Below are 14,544 nucleotides of genomic sequence, written 5' to 3'. Positions count from 1 at the left end.
AAATAACAAAAAAGCGATTAAAATGACAAACAACAAGAATAACGAAAGAGGCTGGGGCAATGATGTGTTCGTTTTATCGCTATTTACTTAAATTTCGCGACGGAAAAAAAGACGATCCGGTCGTTCGATTCGCAAATGGGGTGTATTACGACCATAGCTTTCCAAAAGCGTCGACCGATTATGATGAAATTAGCCGTTACTTAGAAATGAATGGCGATTATTTAGAAAGCATGTCTATTTTCGATGAAGCATGGGAGCGTTTTTTGCACGAGGTGTAAGCGAAAAAACGCTCCCTCTTTTTTTGAAAACGCTATCATAGGGCGCTTGCGTATGTGTCCGCTTGTTTTTCGTTGCATATAATTTAATAATAACACGAGAGGAGGGAGTAAGATGGAAGGGGCAAAATTTACGATTGGCGATGTTGTCGTAAACACGCTATACGGAACGGTCGGAGCGATTACAGATGTGCAATATATTGACGGGGTGTTTTTATATGAAGTGAATCATAGTGCGAGTTTGTTTATGGAGCAATCGTTAGTGCTATTATCGGAGTTCTCTGGAGATGTGTGGATTACTGATGAAGTAGAAATAGAATTGCCGTTTTTCCTCGGAGAACTTGTTCACGTGCACAACTACGATAACGACGTATTCAAAATTATTGGTGTTCGCACGGAAATTTACCGTTACCAAGAGGAAGGATGGGAAGAAATCGTTTATGAGTTGAAGAGGCTAACGGATGGACTAGAAATTGAGGCAAGTATTGAGGACGTCATTTCCATCGCTTCTTCCGAAGAACCATCGGTTGTTGTGCTGCAAAATATTGCGCTACTAGGATACATTGGCCGGCATGAGCCGTATCCTCTTTTGCCAGCGGCTCCGTCCGTACCAACGGAATCGGTCGACCAATTATTAGATATGTATAATGATTATCGGCGATTGTATGAATGGTTTGGCGATGAGCAATATAAACAACAGATGGAAATGACATTGATTACCTTGCAAAAGCTTGTCCACGAAAAAAACTCATCCGCTTAAAAATTGGGCAATCACGTAGAAAAAGTAAGGCACCCCAAACAAAACGATCATTAAAAACATGCCGTTTGTAATAAACTCCATCACATTGTCGATGATTTCATCGACTTTATTCATGGCCATCCCTCCTCATTTTGTTATTTCCAATGTATGACCGCTTCTTTTTTTCCATACATACGCACGGAAAATTTTTTTGACATAAAGCAATCGTTTGAAACATAAAACAGTAAAAAGGGGGCGATACAGTGAAAGAAATCGAAGTCGTTATTGATACGGAGGAAATTGCTGAATTTTTTCATCGAGAGCTCATCCGTCGCGGCTTTGTTCCATCGCAAATCGAACTCGAAGAACTCGCCGACATCACGTTTGATTACTTAATTGAAAAATGTATTATTGACGAAGAATGGGAAGAATAGGAACGACGAGAAGGCTCGTCGTTTTTTCGTTTTTTCATGAAACTCATCGATCGACGTGCACGTAGGATTCATGAATGCGTTGCTTGTTTTGCGGCGGTTGCGATTTTTTGTAATTTTTTTAGGTTGTCGACATAATGGGCAGTTAGCGAAGGATGGCTCATCAAAGGAATCGTTTCTGCCGCACGTAAAATCGTTAAGTCATAAAACCAGTCGTGTTTATCTGGAAACCGATGTTCTATCACAGGCCAAGCGTCGTTTAGCGTCGGACTGAAGATACGAACCCCGTCGTTCGTTGCCGAAAAGATGTGTGGCCAAAAATCTGCACGCGATCCGGTATGTTTCGTTTGGCAAGCAAAATGATACACCCGCTGAAACAGCGAGTTTCGATAAAAGAGCATTCCGTAAAGCGCTTTGCCGATTTCGATACGGTGCGAAACGTCCGCGAAGTCGCGAACGGTAATGCCGGTTAAGCGAACGCGGCGACCGTTTTTATAAGGGATGAGCACATCGTTGAATCCAAGCCATTGCTGGCATAAAAACGGAAAGGTTTTAACGACTTGTTCTTGAAAAAAAGGATGTTGTACGACACGATGTTGAATATATTGCTGTTCATTAATAATAAGCGCAACCGTCAACAACGGTGCATCGTTCGTTTCGTAAAAATGTTCCCAAAATGGCCGCATAAACGCGGAAACAGAAAAGGACGGCAATAAATGAAATAGTTTTTTCTTCTGTTCTTTACTTTTTTCGTATAAAAGAAGTTGTGGGTATGCGTCATGGAAAATAAGGGCATTGGCTCGTTCCAAAAACAAAAACAATGGCTTAATTTGCTCGGTTGCCACGACTACTGGAACAAGGCTTCCTTTTAAGTCCGTCATATTCCATCCACCATTGCGCGATACAAGGTGTGCTAAAAACGCCCAATGTATTTCAGGATGGCGTTGAAAAAAGGAAAAATATGCTTCTGTGCGGGTAATGTTATCCCGGTTTAGCCGTGTTGTTTCGTTTTTTATCGCCATCACTAATTTTCGTTCGTCATTTGTTAACGGTTTTACTAGTGTTTCCTCTTGAAATAGCTTTTGAAGCATGGCTGAGGAACTAATCGAAATGGACTGTCGATACAGCCAGTGACGATAGAGCGATTGAATCGGATGAGAAAGTGTAGCGAAAAGTCGAACGAATGCATTCATCGTAAATCTCCTCACCAATTTTTTGAAACCTTGCGACGGTTATTCCGTATACATAAATAGTTAATGAAAAAAAGGAGCGATGAGAATGTTGAAAAAAATTATTAAGTCCATTTTGAAAGAAAGCCTGTCGCACCAATACCATAAACCACACTATACAAGTAGCGACCGCTATTACAATTACAAGTATAAATCGATTCATCCTTCTCATTACGGCCATAGCCATTATAAAAAGAAGCACCATAGCGGCAGCTTTTTCTCTAGCTTTTTTGGTAGTTAACAATGTGTTTTTCTTATATTTCCCGATTCGTCGAACGGTTATGCGAGCGTCGTTATCGCTCTGGGATGATGTTGCGCGGTCGCTATAAAATAATGCGTGAACTTGGGATGGGAAGTTATGGGATTACGTATGTTGCGTTTGATAAACAGACGAATAACCAAGTCGTCATTAAACAAATGCGAACGATACGAAAGAAACAAATAAAGGAATCTTTTTTGCGAGAAGCCACTATTTTACAGCATCTCTCCCATCCGCAAATCCCTTCGTTATATGAAACGTTTTTGGAACGTGGGGTGATGCATCTTGTGATGGAATATATCGATGGGGAGACGGTGGAATCGCTTATTTTTGAAACGGGGAAAACATATACGGAACAAGAAGCGTTGGCGGTATTGTTACGCGTGTTGGAAATTGTTTCATTCATTCATGAAAAAGGCATCGTCCATCGCGATTTACGTATCCCAAACATTTTACTCAAAAATGACCGCGTCTATATCATCGATTTTGGCTTAGCTCGCTTTCTAGGAGAGAAGACTCCTCCAGAGGATACGTATCCGTTAGAAAAAAAGCTGCGCCGCGAAATTGACGTAAAAAGCGACATCTATGCATTAGGTCATTTCTTCTTATTTTTGCTTTATTCGTCGTATCAACCAGACACAAAGGAAGAGCGCAGCTGGGAAGAAGAATTAAATCTTTCCGAACCAGTACGGATAATGTTGCGAAAAATGTTACAAATTGACGAAATGTATCGCGATAGTCGAGAATTGATAAAAGAAATCGAACAAACGATGGAAAGGTGGAGAAAAGATGTCATTGTTTCATAAAATGTTAGCAAGCATCGGAATCGGTGCGGCGAAAGTGGATACGAAGCTTTTATCCGAGCGGTTGATGGCTGGAGACGAAGTCGAAGGAGTTATCGAAATTACAGGCGGTCAAGTTGCGCAAGCAATCGACCACATTTATCTTTCGCTGTATGCGACGTACACAGTGGAGGCAAACGACAGAAAAACGACCTCCCATGCGCTTATCGGGAAGTGGAAAGTGACTGAACAGTTGACGATTGGTGCCAATGAAAAAAGAAGCATCCCCTTTCGATTTACGCTGCCAATTGATACCCCGATTTCTGTCGGCAAGACGAAAGTGTGGCTTCACACCGGCTTAGACATTAAGCAAGCAGTCGACCCGACGGACAATGATTACATTCGCGTCGAGCCAATTCCGATTATGATGGCACTGCTCTCATCGATGGAAACACTTGGGTTTCGCCTTCGCGAAGTAGAGTGCAAAAAAGCTTCCTGGCATCATCGCTTACCGTTTGTCCAAGAGTTTGAGTACGTGCCAAAAAGCGGTCCGTTTCGCGGAAAACTCGATGAAGTCGAAGTCATTTTTTTCCCGCTTTCGAAAACAGAAGTCGATGCGTTATTACAAATTGACCGCCGCGCGCGGGGGATTGGCAGTTTATTCGCGGAAGCGCTTGATTTAGACGAATCATATGTGCGAATTCGTCTAACAACGGCTGATATCCCAAATCTTTCGCGAAAATTAACACAACTTATACAATCATATTGTTAAAGATTGGGTGATCACCCAGTCTTTTTATTTTATTCGACAAAACAACTGTCATTTTGCTAAAGGAATCGACACGGTAAAGCGCTAATATGTTGTAGAAAAGAAAGGAAGTGGATGGTAATGGTTAGTCTTTTGAAAAAAGTATTAAAAACAAAACAGACGTATGATGTGACATTGTTTCAAACACCTAAATTCGGCCAATGGAAAGGATATGAACAAGTATACCGGCTGACGTTAACAGCTTCGATGCACGATGAAGTGTTAGCCGCTGTGTATCGCACGTTTAATGTAGCAGATTTACTTCCAGAAGATTACAAAGCTCGCTACGTGAGCACTGGCGATATTGTGTTAATCGACGAAGGAGTGCGCGGGCAAACGTATTATAAGCTTTGTTCGGATGGATGGAAAAAAATTAATCGCCTCCATCTTCGATAAAAATAAGAAAATTCAAAATAATTAGTTTTATTCATAAGAGCAATGTGATACAATAAAGAAAACGAATAAAACGGGATGCACAAGGGAATGGTTAGAAAAAGAAAGGGGGGCGAGCACTTGGCAAAACAACACGAATTTCCAACGATTGCACTAGGAATCGATGATTCGGAAGAGCTCAATCGAAACGCCTCGAAAGAAGAAATCGCTCGCGGAGAGTATACGAAAGTAACGACATTATCGTTTGACGAAGTGGACACCGCAAACAAACCCTTGTAAATACAAGGGTTTGTTGTCAATCGGACGGGTTATCGTGGTGTCCAGGTCCGTTTTTTCGTTCCGCTGCCGAATATTCTTTCCCATGGGCAGCATCTTCTGACAGCAACGCTTCTTTCGGAATATGGTTATTTTTCTTCTGTCCGTTAATGCGGTTGCGATGTTTTTTTCCCATCGTTTGTTCCTCCCTTTTCGTTTGTCGGTTATTAGTATGCGCTCGTTGCCTTTTGTTATAGATAACTATTTTAGGAAATTTTCCAGAAAGGAGTAATGATCGATGACGGCACTATTTGTTTCTGCAGTTCTCGGTGTAGTGTTGACGGCGGCTTCGTTGTACGTAAAAGCAGCAATCGAGCGACGGTTTTATCGACGTAAAAAAATTCCTTCATTACATGCCGTCAACGTATTGGCCATCGGCGGAGTTATCGCTAGCGTGTATTATTCGCTTGCGAATATGTCGCTTCACGGAAAACAGCTGTTTTATGTCTATTTCGGGGCAATCGAGCTATTATTACCTCTTTATGTATTGTTCGGCATTTGGTTTGCCCGTTATGAGAAAAAGGAGAAAAAATATACGACAAGCGCGGACAAAAAGGTGCTATACATTAAACAAAAATATTTAACGCACCGGCGGCACGATCATTATCATTCCAAAACATCTTAAAAGGGAGTCCCCCTTTATTTTTTTGCCCCTTTTCAGGCGTGTTGATTAACCATTAAAAACCAGTTGAAATCGCTCTATTCCTAGCTTTTCTGCCGTAGTCGGCAAGCGGTTCGCTTGCCGACTGGGCATGCTGTACGCATGCCCTCCTCGAACAATGAACGCTTTGCGGGCAAATGACATTTGCCCGCCGGCGTTCTTGTTCGAGGGAAGAGGCAGAAAAGCTTGTGTTCAGTCAAATGATTCTGTGTTTTTTAGTAAAATAATGGATAATCAACACTCGTGGCCCCTTTTCGTTTGTTGCCTTTTTGACATCCATCCGTCCTCCCATTGTATCTAAACGATAAAGGGTGTACAATGAGAAAGGGAAATTCCCATGACTGAGAATGAAGGAGGACAAACAGATGAGCATTCACATCGAAGCAAAGGAACATGAAATTGCCGATAAAATTTTGTTGCCAGGCGATCCGCTCCGAGCGCAATATATTGCGGAAACGTTTTTAGAAGGGGCAACTTGCTATAACCGCGTTCGCGGTATGCTTGGATTTACGGGTACATATAAAGGCCATCGCGTTTCGGTACAAGGAACAGGGATGGGCGTTCCATCAATTTCGATTTATGTAAACGAATTAATGCAAAGCTATAACGTCCAAACGTTAATCCGCGTCGGCACGTGCGGAGCGATTCAAAAAGATGTGAAGGTGCGCGACGTCATTTTAGCGATGAGCGCTTCAACGGATTCGCAAATGAATCGGCTTACTTTCGGAGGAGTCGACTATGCACCAACGGCAAACTTCGATTTGTTGCGAACAGCTTATGAAGTTGGGGTCGAAAAAGGGTTGCAATTAAAAGTAGGGAACGTATTCACCGCAGATATGTTCTACAATGACAATGCAGAGTTTGAAAAATGGGCTCGTTACGGTGTGCTTGCAGTAGAAATGGAAACAGCGGCTCTTTATACGCTAGCTGCTAAATTCGGTCGTAAAGCGCTTTCTGTATTAACGGTAAGCGACCACATTTTAACCGGAGAAGAAACGACAGCGCAAGAGCGGCAAACGACGTTTAATGAAATGATTGAAGTCGCTTTAGAAGCTGCGATTCGTGTGTAAACAAAAACACCCTTGGTTCTCCAAGGGTGTTTCCAAGTAAGGTGAAGAAAGTGAAACGCACATTATTAATGCTCACTGCGGTTTGCCTTGCAGCCGGTTGCGCGCCCGTTGAACAACATGCACAACCAACGAAGCCGCAAGTAGAAAACAAAAACGAAAAACAACCTTCGACCGAAGCACCGACGACAGAAGAGCAACAGCCTAATATAGAGCAACCTAGCACAGAACAACCTGCCCAACACCCACCGGTTGACCAAGATTTATTTTTAGAGGCGAAATATTGGAACGTCATCGAAGTGAAAAACGGCCAAAAAATCATTATGAACCCAACGAATATATTAGCGCTCGTCAATAAAGAACAAAGTTTGCCAGCTTCCTATAAACCGAACGATTTAGTCGTTCCGAACGTGCCGTTTTCGTTTTCCGAAACAAATGTGGAAAAACGGTACATGCGCCTAGAAGCAGCAAGGGCGCTTGAACAACTATTTGCCGCAGCACAAAAAGAAGGAATATCGCTCATAGCGGTTTCCGGCTATCGGTCGTATGAGCGGCAAAAAGAACTGTTCGATGAAGAAGTGAAGAAAAACGGGAAAGAAAAAGCCGTTCATGCAGTGGCATTTCCAGGACAGAGCGAACATCAAACCGGGCTTGCCATCGACATTTCAAGCCAAAGCATAAAAGCTAACCTTACTGCTTCATTTGGTGACACGAACGAAGGGAAATGGGTTGCCGTTCACGCCCACGAATACGGCTTTATTATTCGCTACCCAAAAGGAAAAGAAGCCATCACGGGCTATCAATACGAGCCATGGCACATTCGATATGTTGGGCAAAAAGCAGCAAAAGTCATTTATGAAAAAAACATCACGTTAGAAGAATATTTCCAAATAGTGAAAAAAGTATAACGGATGCTCAAGGCGAGCATCCGTTTATAGTTATATAGTTTACATAATAAAACTTATGTAAATAATTATTTTTCCTTTATCCAATAAATTTCGCTAAGGGAGAAAAAGTTTGTCGCCTTCTATAGTTGTTCGACGTCACAATTTTGTTGCTGTAGACTCACACGATCCGATGCTGGTAAACTAATACGTGCAAGCAAGAAAAATAAGGGTGAAAAAGATGAAACCAGAACTAGGAGCATGGGTGAGCATCGGCAGTTATATTAGTTTAGCAATGATAAAGTTAATCATTGGGTATGTTGCTCATTCCGATGGGGTCACAGCAGATGGCTGGAACAACTTCAGTGATATTATTTCGTCCGTCGCGATTTTAATCGGCATTAAAATCGCGCAAAAACCGCGCGACCATAACCATCCGTACGGCCATTCACGTGCGGAAAACATTTCATCGCTTATTGCGGCGTTTATGATGATGTCAATTGGTCTAGATGTCGTCGGCAAAGGAGGAATGTCGCTCTTTCATCGGAAAGAGGAGGTGCCACAATTTATTGCGGCATGGGTTGGGATGTTTTCTGCCGCGATAATGTTTGTCGTCTATTCGTTTAATAAACGGCTTTCTGAACGAGTGAACAGTCAGGCGCTTGCTTCTGCTGCCAAAGACCATCTATCCGATGCCCTTGTCAGCATGGGAACAGTCGTTGGAATTTTCGGGGCGAAATGGGGAATATGGTGGCTTGATCCGCTTGCCGCCTTGCTCATCGGCGTCATTATTTGTAAAACGGCATGGCATATTTTTTTCGAAACGTCACATTTGCTAACCGACGGGTTTGACGAACAAGCGTTAACGGCGTACGAACAAGAAATTGCATCGATTAATGGGGTGAAGCGAGTATCGGATGTGAAGGCGAGAATGGTCGGCAACCAAATTATTCTCGATGTCACTATTCACGTTGCCGCTGATTTAACGGTTGCCGAGAGCCACGAAATTGCCGACGAAATAGAAAAAATGATGAAAAACCAATACCACATCGAAACGACGCACGTACATATCGAACCAGACCTTAATCACTCATAAACGATTAAATGGTTTTTTAAAAGATAAGAAAAATGGTGGGGGAAGTCATAGAAATGCTTTTTCTTGGAAAAGCGATAAAAACCGTTTATAATAAAACTATTGCCAACTTGGAAAACAAGGAGATATAGTGATGAACGAACATGAACGAAAGCTTGGTATTTTTTATACCGCAGCAGCTTATCTTATGTGGGGGATTTTACCGCTTTATTGGAAACTGTTGGACAATTATGCAGCAGCAGAAATTTTGGCCCACCGAATTGTTTGGTCGTTCGTTTTTATGATTGGCTTGCTCGTTGTAACGAAGCAATTTTCGCTCTTTCGGGCACAGATTGTTGAGATATGGAAGCAGCCGAAACTAGCGATCGGGGTCATCGCGTCTGCCTGTTTAATTAGCGCCAATTGGTTTATTTACATATGGGCAGTCAATCATGACCATATCGTCGAAGCGAGTTTAGGGTATTATATTAACCCGCTATTTAGCGTTGCCTTAGGGATGGTTGTATTAAAAGAACGGCTAAACATATGGCAATGGGTGTCGTTTTTGCTTGCGCTTTGCGGTGTGTTAATTATTACGTTCCAATACGGAAAGTTTCCGTTCGTTGCCTTATCGCTTGCCTTATCGTTTGCTTTTTATGGACTAACGAAAAAATTAGCTTCATTTGAAGCAGCCATTGGATTAACGTTTGAAACAATGGTTGTCATGCCAATTTCGTTTGTTTATCTTATCATACATAGCGAACCGCTTTCATTATCCAATTGGCAAACATTTTTATTGGTAGGAGCAGGCCCAGCAACCGCTTTGCCGCTTTTATATTTTGCTAAAGGGGCAAAACGAATTTCTTTAACGATGGTCGGCTTTTTACAATATCTTTCTCCGACATTAAGCTTAATGTTAGGCGTTTTTTTGTTTCACGAACCGTTTACAAAAGCGCACTTATACGCGTTCAGCTGCATTTGGCTTGCCCTTATCGTTTTTTCATTTGCCAAAACAAAACGAATGCAAGGATGGCATCATAAAATTGTCCAACGAAATTCATTTGGTGCAAGATAACGGACTGTCCAGTAGGCAGTCCGTTTTTTAGTCGGCAAATACCCATTTTCGTAAAAATATCTAACCTTTTTCCCATTAGATGAATAGTCTACAAGTACAATAGTGAAGGAGGTGCTCAAGATGGGTGCAGCTTACGGCGGCGGATTTGCGTTAATCGTTGTGTTGTTTATTTTGTTAATTATTGTTGGTGCGGCATTTGTTGGTGGTTGGGGGTACTAATCCCTGCGCCTATGAAAACGTTACTTTGTAAAAAAGGGAGGGAAAGAGATGCCATTTGGATACGGATACGGTTATGGTTACGGCGGCTATGGATATGGTGGATACGGCTATGGGCGCGGCTTCGTGCTCATCGTTGTGTTGTTTATCTTATTAATTATCGTCGGTGCCGCATGGTGCTAATTTTTTAACAAAAAGGCGGAGAGGCTAACACGCTTCTTCCGCCTTTTGTTCGTTATGCTCTTTCTTTTGAACGCGCAATAAACGAAACGATAAAAAGACTGCACCGGCAGCTAATCCGGTAATAAGCCCGATCCAATAGCCGAACGCTTTAGCGGCAGTGTAATTAGCCAATACATAGCCAACTGGCAATCCGATGACCCAATAGGCTAAAAGTGCAGCAAGAAAAGCAGCGTTTACGTCTTTATATCCTCTAAGTGCCCCTTGAATAGGTGCAGCGACGGCATCAGAAAACTGGAAAAAGATCGCGTATAATAAAAATTGTTTTGTCAACTCCCATACAGGTTCATCGTTTGTGTAGAGAGCTGCTATTTCGCCGCGGAATACATAAAGAACAAGCGAAGTAATGACCGCGGTGCTGACGGCAATACTAATGCCAAGAATGCTATATTGCTTTGCATCTACATAACGTTTCGCTCCTGCTTCAAATCCGACCGCAATCGTTAACGCCATCGATACGCTTAACGGAATCATATAAAGAAGGGAAGCAAAATTAATCGCACTTTGATGCGCTGCAATTGTCACCGTGTTAAATTGGCTCATTAACAATGTGACGGCTGCAAAAATGCTCGTTTCAAAGAAAATGGCAAAGCCAATCGGTAGCCCGATTTTCAACAACTCTTTCCATGCGGCAACGGAAAGAGAAGGAAACGAGCGGAAAAGCCCGTAATGAGAAAACGGGCGACATCTCGTTGTGACGAATAACGCGACAACTAAGCAAAACCAGTACGTAATTGTCGTCGCGTACCCAGCGCCGACACCACCTAATGCCGGAAAACCAAACTTCCCGAAAATAAGCAAATAGTTAAACACAACATTGACCGGCAAAGAACTTAATGTAATGAACATCGTTATTTTTGTTTGCCCGAGTGCGTCCATAAAACAGCGAAGTGCGTGGTATATGAATAACGGAATGATACCAAGCGAAAGTGCAATTAAATAATGATAGGCAATATCCTTTACACTTTCTTCTAACTGCATCATGGCTAATATGCTTGGCAGTGTAAACGACCCGATAAACAGAATGGCGAAAGCAATCATAACGGCTAAATAAACCGCCTGCATGACCGAATATGGAATTTGTTCAGGACGTTTGGCGCCAAGATGGTGCGAAACGACCGGAGTAAGTGCAAGCAAAATACCACCTAGACCTGTAAAGATAGGAACCCAAATATTTGACCCAATCGCCACTCCAGCCAAGTCTTGTGCGCTAGCATGCCCCGACATTGCCACATCTGCAAAGTTCATCGCATAAAGCCCAACTTGTGTGACCAATACAGGCAACAGAAGATGAAGCAATTGCCACATCTTTTCTTTAGGTGAAAACGTCTGTCTCACGTAAAAACCTCCCTTCTCGCTATTACTATAGGTTACGAAAAAAATGGAAAATAAACAACCCTAAAAATAAATGAAACATTGTTCTAAATAAACAACCTATAACAAAAAAACGCCTCATAAAGAGGCACGAGGATAAACAGGCAATTCAAGTAAAAAGCATGTGCCGGTTTCATCGCTTTGCACTTTCATTGTTCCTTTATGTAGTTCAATGATTTTGCGCGACAATGACAATCCGAGTCCCGTTCCTGTTTCTTTTGTCGAGAAAAATGGGTCAAAAATATAATCAATAATTGTTGACGGAATCCCTGGGCCATCGTCGCAAAAGAAAATTTGCACAATGTTGTTATGCAGTTTGCTTGTAATCGAAATACGCATCGTTTTTTTTACTTTTGCTTCTACTGCGTTATGGAAAAGATTTAAAAACACTTGCAGGAGCTGATTTTTATCTGCTTCTACGTCGTAGTTGCTTAGTCGTTCATCCAACTGATAATGGACTTCCACATCACGAAGCAATGCCTCGCTATGCAGCAAAATCCCTAAATCTTCCGTAATGAATTGGTTAATATTCATCTTTTCTGCCTTTACTTCCGCTGGTTTCGCAATGTTTAAAAAATCGGTAATAATTCCATTGGCTCTATCTAATTCAGGAATAAGCAATTTATCAATAAGCGACACAATTCGGTCGGGAAGTTCGTTTTTAAAAAACTGCAAATATCCGCGCACCGTTGTCAGAGGATTGCGAATTTCATGGGCAATCCCAGCGGCGATGCGACCGGCGACAGCTAATTTTTCTGTTTCTTTCATTAAATTGAGCGATTGAAACATGCTAATGACGCGTTTAATCGAGCCATCTTCATTTCGAATAAAGCGCGTATTAATAATTCCGTAATAACGATCTAATACTTCTTGGTTGTAAATCGGCTCATTTTTTTCAATCGATTTAAGCGTCATAATGAGTTCGTCTGGTAGTTTCAGTAGTTCGCGAATATGTTTGCCAATCATCGCATCGCGGTCTACACCGGTATCGTTTGCAGCTTGCAAGTTACAAAGAGTGATAATGCCGTTCCCATCGACAAATACGATATGATGGGGAACAAGATCGAGAATCGGGGCTAAAAATGCTTCCACTTTTTCAAACGGCAAGTCCGAAATCGGATCAATATCTAGCTGAAGTTTTGCAGGTGCTTGATGAGTAGCCACGTCAAACCGAATTTCTGGCTCAGCTGTTCCACGTTTTTTCGTCATCGTCATTCCTAACGAATAGTCTGTGAATTGAAAAGGAAATGGCAACTGTTGAATAAAACGTTTATAAAATTGAACTTCTTTTTCCAATTCCGCGCTTCTTTTTTCTATCTTCCTATCCATTCGTCATTGCTCCTTATCTAAAAAAAACAAAGGTTCGTTAGTAGTGTACCGAAAATTTCGCCACTCGGCTAGAGGGGATTTTTTTATTTTTAGAAAACTATGTTCTAAATAATCAGCAAAATAAAAAAATATTTCGTTAAACGAAACATTATGATACAATAAATTGGCAAAGAAAGGGAGAGGTGTAATGTGGAAAAATAAAAATGTATGGATTATTTTAGCGGGCGAACTTGTAGCAGGGCTAGGGCTTTGGTTCGGGATCATCGGTAATTTAGAATTTTTACAACAACACGTCCCGTCTGACTTTTTCAAATCGCTTATTTTGTTTATTGGGCTATTAGCAGGAGTGCTCGTTGGGCCATTCGCTGGCAAAGTGTGTGACCGTTATAGCAAAAAAATTGTCTTACTGTATTCCGGTTTTCTTCGGATGATCAGTGTCACGTTTATGTTGCTAGCGCTTCATTTTTCATCCATTAGTTGGATGCTTGTTTTTACGGTAACGTTTCAAATCTCTGCTGCTTTTTATTTTCCTGCCCTTCAAGCAACGATTCCATTAATTGTAGAGGAAAAAGAATTGCTTACGATAAATGGGATTCATATGAATGTTTCCACCATTTCGCGAATTGCAGGAACAGCGCTAGGAGGGATGTTACTTGCGCTTGTAAGCCTTCGGTCGCTTTATATCGCGAGTTTCGTCGCTTACGTAATATTATTCGGAGTGACGTTTTTTCTAAACGTTCCTAATGATGAACATACAAACGAGTCCAACCAGCGTCCTAAAATGCGGTTTACAGAGATGATTCCGTTATTAAAAAAGTATCCACTTGTGAAAATCGCGTTGCTATTAACGCTCATTCCAATGCTATTCCTTGGGGGATTTAACTTAATCGTCATGAGCATTAGTGAGTTGCAGCACGATCGCGCAATAAAGGGATTGTTATACACGACAGAAGGAATTGCTTTTATGGTCGGTGCGTTTGCTGTGAAGCAAATGACGAGGAATCGTGATTTGCGAAAGCTGCTATATATTTTTTCCTTTCTAATTGCTGTTTCGCAAGGTTCGTTATATTTAGCAGCGATGAAAATCGCTTCATTAGCATCATTCGCCTTATTTGGATTCAGCGTAGGGTGCTTTTTCCCAATTACAGCGACCATTTTTCAAACGAACATCCCGAAAGAATATCACGGTCGCTTTTTTTCTTTGAAAAATATGTTAGATCGCGTATTATTTCAAATCGTCTTGCTCGGAACAGGCTTTTTCCTTGATGTCGTTGGTCTCGAAAAGATGGTAGTGTTATTTAGCGGTTTGTCATTGTTACTTCTTATCTATTTCTTCGTGCGCGAAACAGGTAATTCGGTTTCTTTGCAGCGAAACGATTCTTCTGCTGGATAAGG

At 41.7% G+C, this 14,544-nt stretch carries 22 protein-coding genes; 16 read left to right on the top strand and 6 right to left on the bottom strand.

The features are described from left to right. Positions 1 to 59: 59 nt before the first annotated feature. Entirely contained in the window at positions 60 to 278 is a 219-nt protein-coding gene (locus GGR02_RS08260; RefSeq protein ID WP_183184252.1) for a YozE family protein, read from the top strand. A 112-nt stretch (positions 279 to 390) separates the two neighbouring features. Then, on the top strand, positions 391 to 1,035 hold the full coding sequence (locus GGR02_RS08255; RefSeq protein ID WP_183184251.1) for a hypothetical protein: 645 nt from the start codon (positions 391 to 393) through the stop codon (positions 1,033 to 1,035). Here GGR02_RS08255 and GGR02_RS17505 read toward each other — a convergent pair. Further along, the gene (locus GGR02_RS17505) at positions 1,024 to 1,149 is read right to left on the bottom strand and encodes a hypothetical protein (protein WP_260175020.1); all 126 of its coding nucleotides are present in this window, start codon (positions 1,147 to 1,149) and stop codon (positions 1,024 to 1,026) included. The genes GGR02_RS08255 and GGR02_RS17505 overlap by 12 nt on opposite strands. 128 nt (positions 1,150 to 1,277) lie before the next feature. On the opposite strand from GGR02_RS17505, the gene GGR02_RS08250 reads away from it, so the two are divergent. Further along, positions 1,278 to 1,448, top strand: coding sequence for a YozD family protein (locus GGR02_RS08250; RefSeq protein WP_183184250.1), 171 nt, complete (start codon positions 1,278 to 1,280; stop codon positions 1,446 to 1,448). A gap of 68 nt (positions 1,449 to 1,516) precedes the next feature. Here GGR02_RS08250 and GGR02_RS08245 read toward each other — a convergent pair whose 3' ends face one another. Beyond that, entirely contained in the window at positions 1,517 to 2,638 is a 1,122-nt protein-coding gene (locus GGR02_RS08245) for a DUF2515 domain-containing protein (RefSeq protein ID WP_183184249.1), read from the bottom strand. 85 nt (positions 2,639 to 2,723) lie between these two features. On the opposite strand from GGR02_RS08245, the gene GGR02_RS08240 reads away from it, so the two are divergent. From GGR02_RS08240 to GGR02_RS08220, 5 genes are all read left to right on the top strand, one after another. Next, positions 2,724 to 2,915, top strand: coding sequence for a hypothetical protein (locus GGR02_RS08240; protein ID WP_183184248.1), 192 nt, complete (start codon positions 2,724 to 2,726; stop codon positions 2,913 to 2,915). A 2-nt stretch (positions 2,916 to 2,917) separates the two neighbouring features. Further along, positions 2,918 to 3,739: a serine/threonine protein kinase gene (locus GGR02_RS08235; RefSeq protein WP_229706135.1), complete on the top strand. Its 822-nt coding sequence runs from the start codon at positions 2,918 to 2,920 to the stop codon at positions 3,737 to 3,739. Beyond that, a complete protein-coding gene (locus GGR02_RS08230) occupies positions 3,723 to 4,487 on the top strand; it encodes a sporulation protein (protein WP_183184247.1) in 765 nt (254 codons plus the stop codon). Before GGR02_RS08235 ends, GGR02_RS08230 begins: the two co-directional genes overlap by 17 nt. A 117-nt stretch (positions 4,488 to 4,604) precedes the next feature. Further along, positions 4,605 to 4,919: a YodL domain-containing protein gene (locus tag GGR02_RS08225; RefSeq protein ID WP_183184246.1), complete on the top strand. Its 315-nt coding sequence runs from the start codon at positions 4,605 to 4,607 to the stop codon at positions 4,917 to 4,919. A gap of 117 nt (positions 4,920 to 5,036) precedes the next feature. Next, positions 5,037 to 5,195, top strand: coding sequence for a hypothetical protein (locus tag GGR02_RS08220; RefSeq protein WP_373286616.1), 159 nt, complete (start codon positions 5,037 to 5,039; stop codon positions 5,193 to 5,195). Positions 5,196 to 5,211: 16 nt separating this feature from the next. On the opposite strand, the gene GGR02_RS08215 is transcribed toward GGR02_RS08220, so the two are convergent. After that, on the bottom strand, positions 5,212 to 5,367 hold the full coding sequence (locus GGR02_RS08215) for a hypothetical protein (protein ID WP_183184244.1): 156 nt from the start codon (positions 5,365 to 5,367) through the stop codon (positions 5,212 to 5,214). A gap of 102 nt (positions 5,368 to 5,469) precedes the next feature. On the opposite strand from GGR02_RS08215, the gene GGR02_RS08210 reads away from it, so the two are divergent. Further along, positions 5,470 to 5,856, top strand: coding sequence for a hypothetical protein (locus GGR02_RS08210; RefSeq protein ID WP_183184243.1), 387 nt, complete (start codon positions 5,470 to 5,472; stop codon positions 5,854 to 5,856). 45 nt (positions 5,857 to 5,901) lie between these two features. Here the strand turns inward: GGR02_RS08210 and GGR02_RS17500 are convergent, their stop codons facing one another. Then, on the bottom strand, positions 5,902 to 6,036 hold the full coding sequence (locus GGR02_RS17500) for a hypothetical protein (RefSeq protein WP_260175019.1): 135 nt from the start codon (positions 6,034 to 6,036) through the stop codon (positions 5,902 to 5,904). 221 nt (positions 6,037 to 6,257) lie between these two features. On the opposite strand from GGR02_RS17500, the gene deoD reads away from it, so the two are divergent. From deoD to GGR02_RS08180, 6 genes are all read left to right on the top strand, one after another. Beyond that, complete coding sequence (deoD, locus tag GGR02_RS08205; protein WP_183184242.1) at positions 6,258 to 6,962, top strand: purine-nucleoside phosphorylase; 705 nt, start codon at positions 6,258 to 6,260, stop codon at positions 6,960 to 6,962. 41 nt (positions 6,963 to 7,003) lie between these two features. Then, entirely contained in the window at positions 7,004 to 7,867 is an 864-nt protein-coding gene (locus GGR02_RS08200) for a M15 family metallopeptidase (protein WP_373286617.1), read from the top strand. A gap of 217 nt (positions 7,868 to 8,084) precedes the next feature. Next, entirely contained in the window at positions 8,085 to 8,939 is an 855-nt protein-coding gene (locus GGR02_RS08195) for a cation diffusion facilitator family transporter (RefSeq protein WP_183184241.1), read from the top strand. A 130-nt stretch (positions 8,940 to 9,069) separates the two neighbouring features. Continuing rightward, complete coding sequence (rarD, locus tag GGR02_RS08190) at positions 9,070 to 9,990, top strand: EamA family transporter RarD (RefSeq protein WP_183184240.1); 921 nt, start codon at positions 9,070 to 9,072, stop codon at positions 9,988 to 9,990. Between the two features lie 120 nt (positions 9,991 to 10,110). Continuing rightward, a complete protein-coding gene (locus GGR02_RS08185; RefSeq protein ID WP_084256263.1) occupies positions 10,111 to 10,209 on the top strand; it encodes a YjcZ family sporulation protein in 99 nt (32 codons plus the stop codon). A gap of 48 nt (positions 10,210 to 10,257) precedes the next feature. Continuing rightward, entirely contained in the window at positions 10,258 to 10,389 is a 132-nt protein-coding gene (locus tag GGR02_RS08180; RefSeq protein WP_183184239.1) for a YjcZ family sporulation protein, read from the top strand. Positions 10,390 to 10,413: 24 nt separating this feature from the next. Here the strand turns inward: GGR02_RS08180 and GGR02_RS08175 are convergent, their stop codons facing one another. Together GGR02_RS08175 and GGR02_RS08170 are read right to left on the bottom strand one after the other, a co-directional pair. After that, on the bottom strand, positions 10,414 to 11,784 hold the full coding sequence (locus tag GGR02_RS08175; protein ID WP_183184238.1) for an MATE family efflux transporter: 1,371 nt from the start codon (positions 11,782 to 11,784) through the stop codon (positions 10,414 to 10,416). Positions 11,785 to 11,898: 114 nt separating this feature from the next. Beyond that, positions 11,899 to 13,149: a two-component system sensor histidine kinase NtrB gene (locus GGR02_RS08170; RefSeq protein ID WP_183184237.1), complete on the bottom strand. Its 1,251-nt coding sequence runs from the start codon at positions 13,147 to 13,149 to the stop codon at positions 11,899 to 11,901. A 187-nt stretch (positions 13,150 to 13,336) separates the two neighbouring features. Here GGR02_RS08170 and GGR02_RS08165 point away from each other — a divergent pair, with 187 nt between their 5' ends. After that, positions 13,337 to 14,542, top strand: a complete 1,206-nt coding sequence (locus tag GGR02_RS08165) for an MFS transporter (RefSeq protein WP_183184236.1) — start codon at positions 13,337 to 13,339, stop codon at positions 14,540 to 14,542. Positions 14,543 to 14,544: the final 2 nt, after the last annotated feature.

The sequence above is a fragment of the Anoxybacteroides voinovskiense genome (assembly GCF_014196205.1).
GTDB lineage: Bacteria > Bacillota > Bacilli > Bacillales > Anoxybacillaceae > Anoxybacteroides > Anoxybacteroides voinovskiense.
The sequence above is the reverse complement of the archived record's forward strand: the minus strand, read 5'-3'. Positions and strand labels throughout refer to the sequence as shown.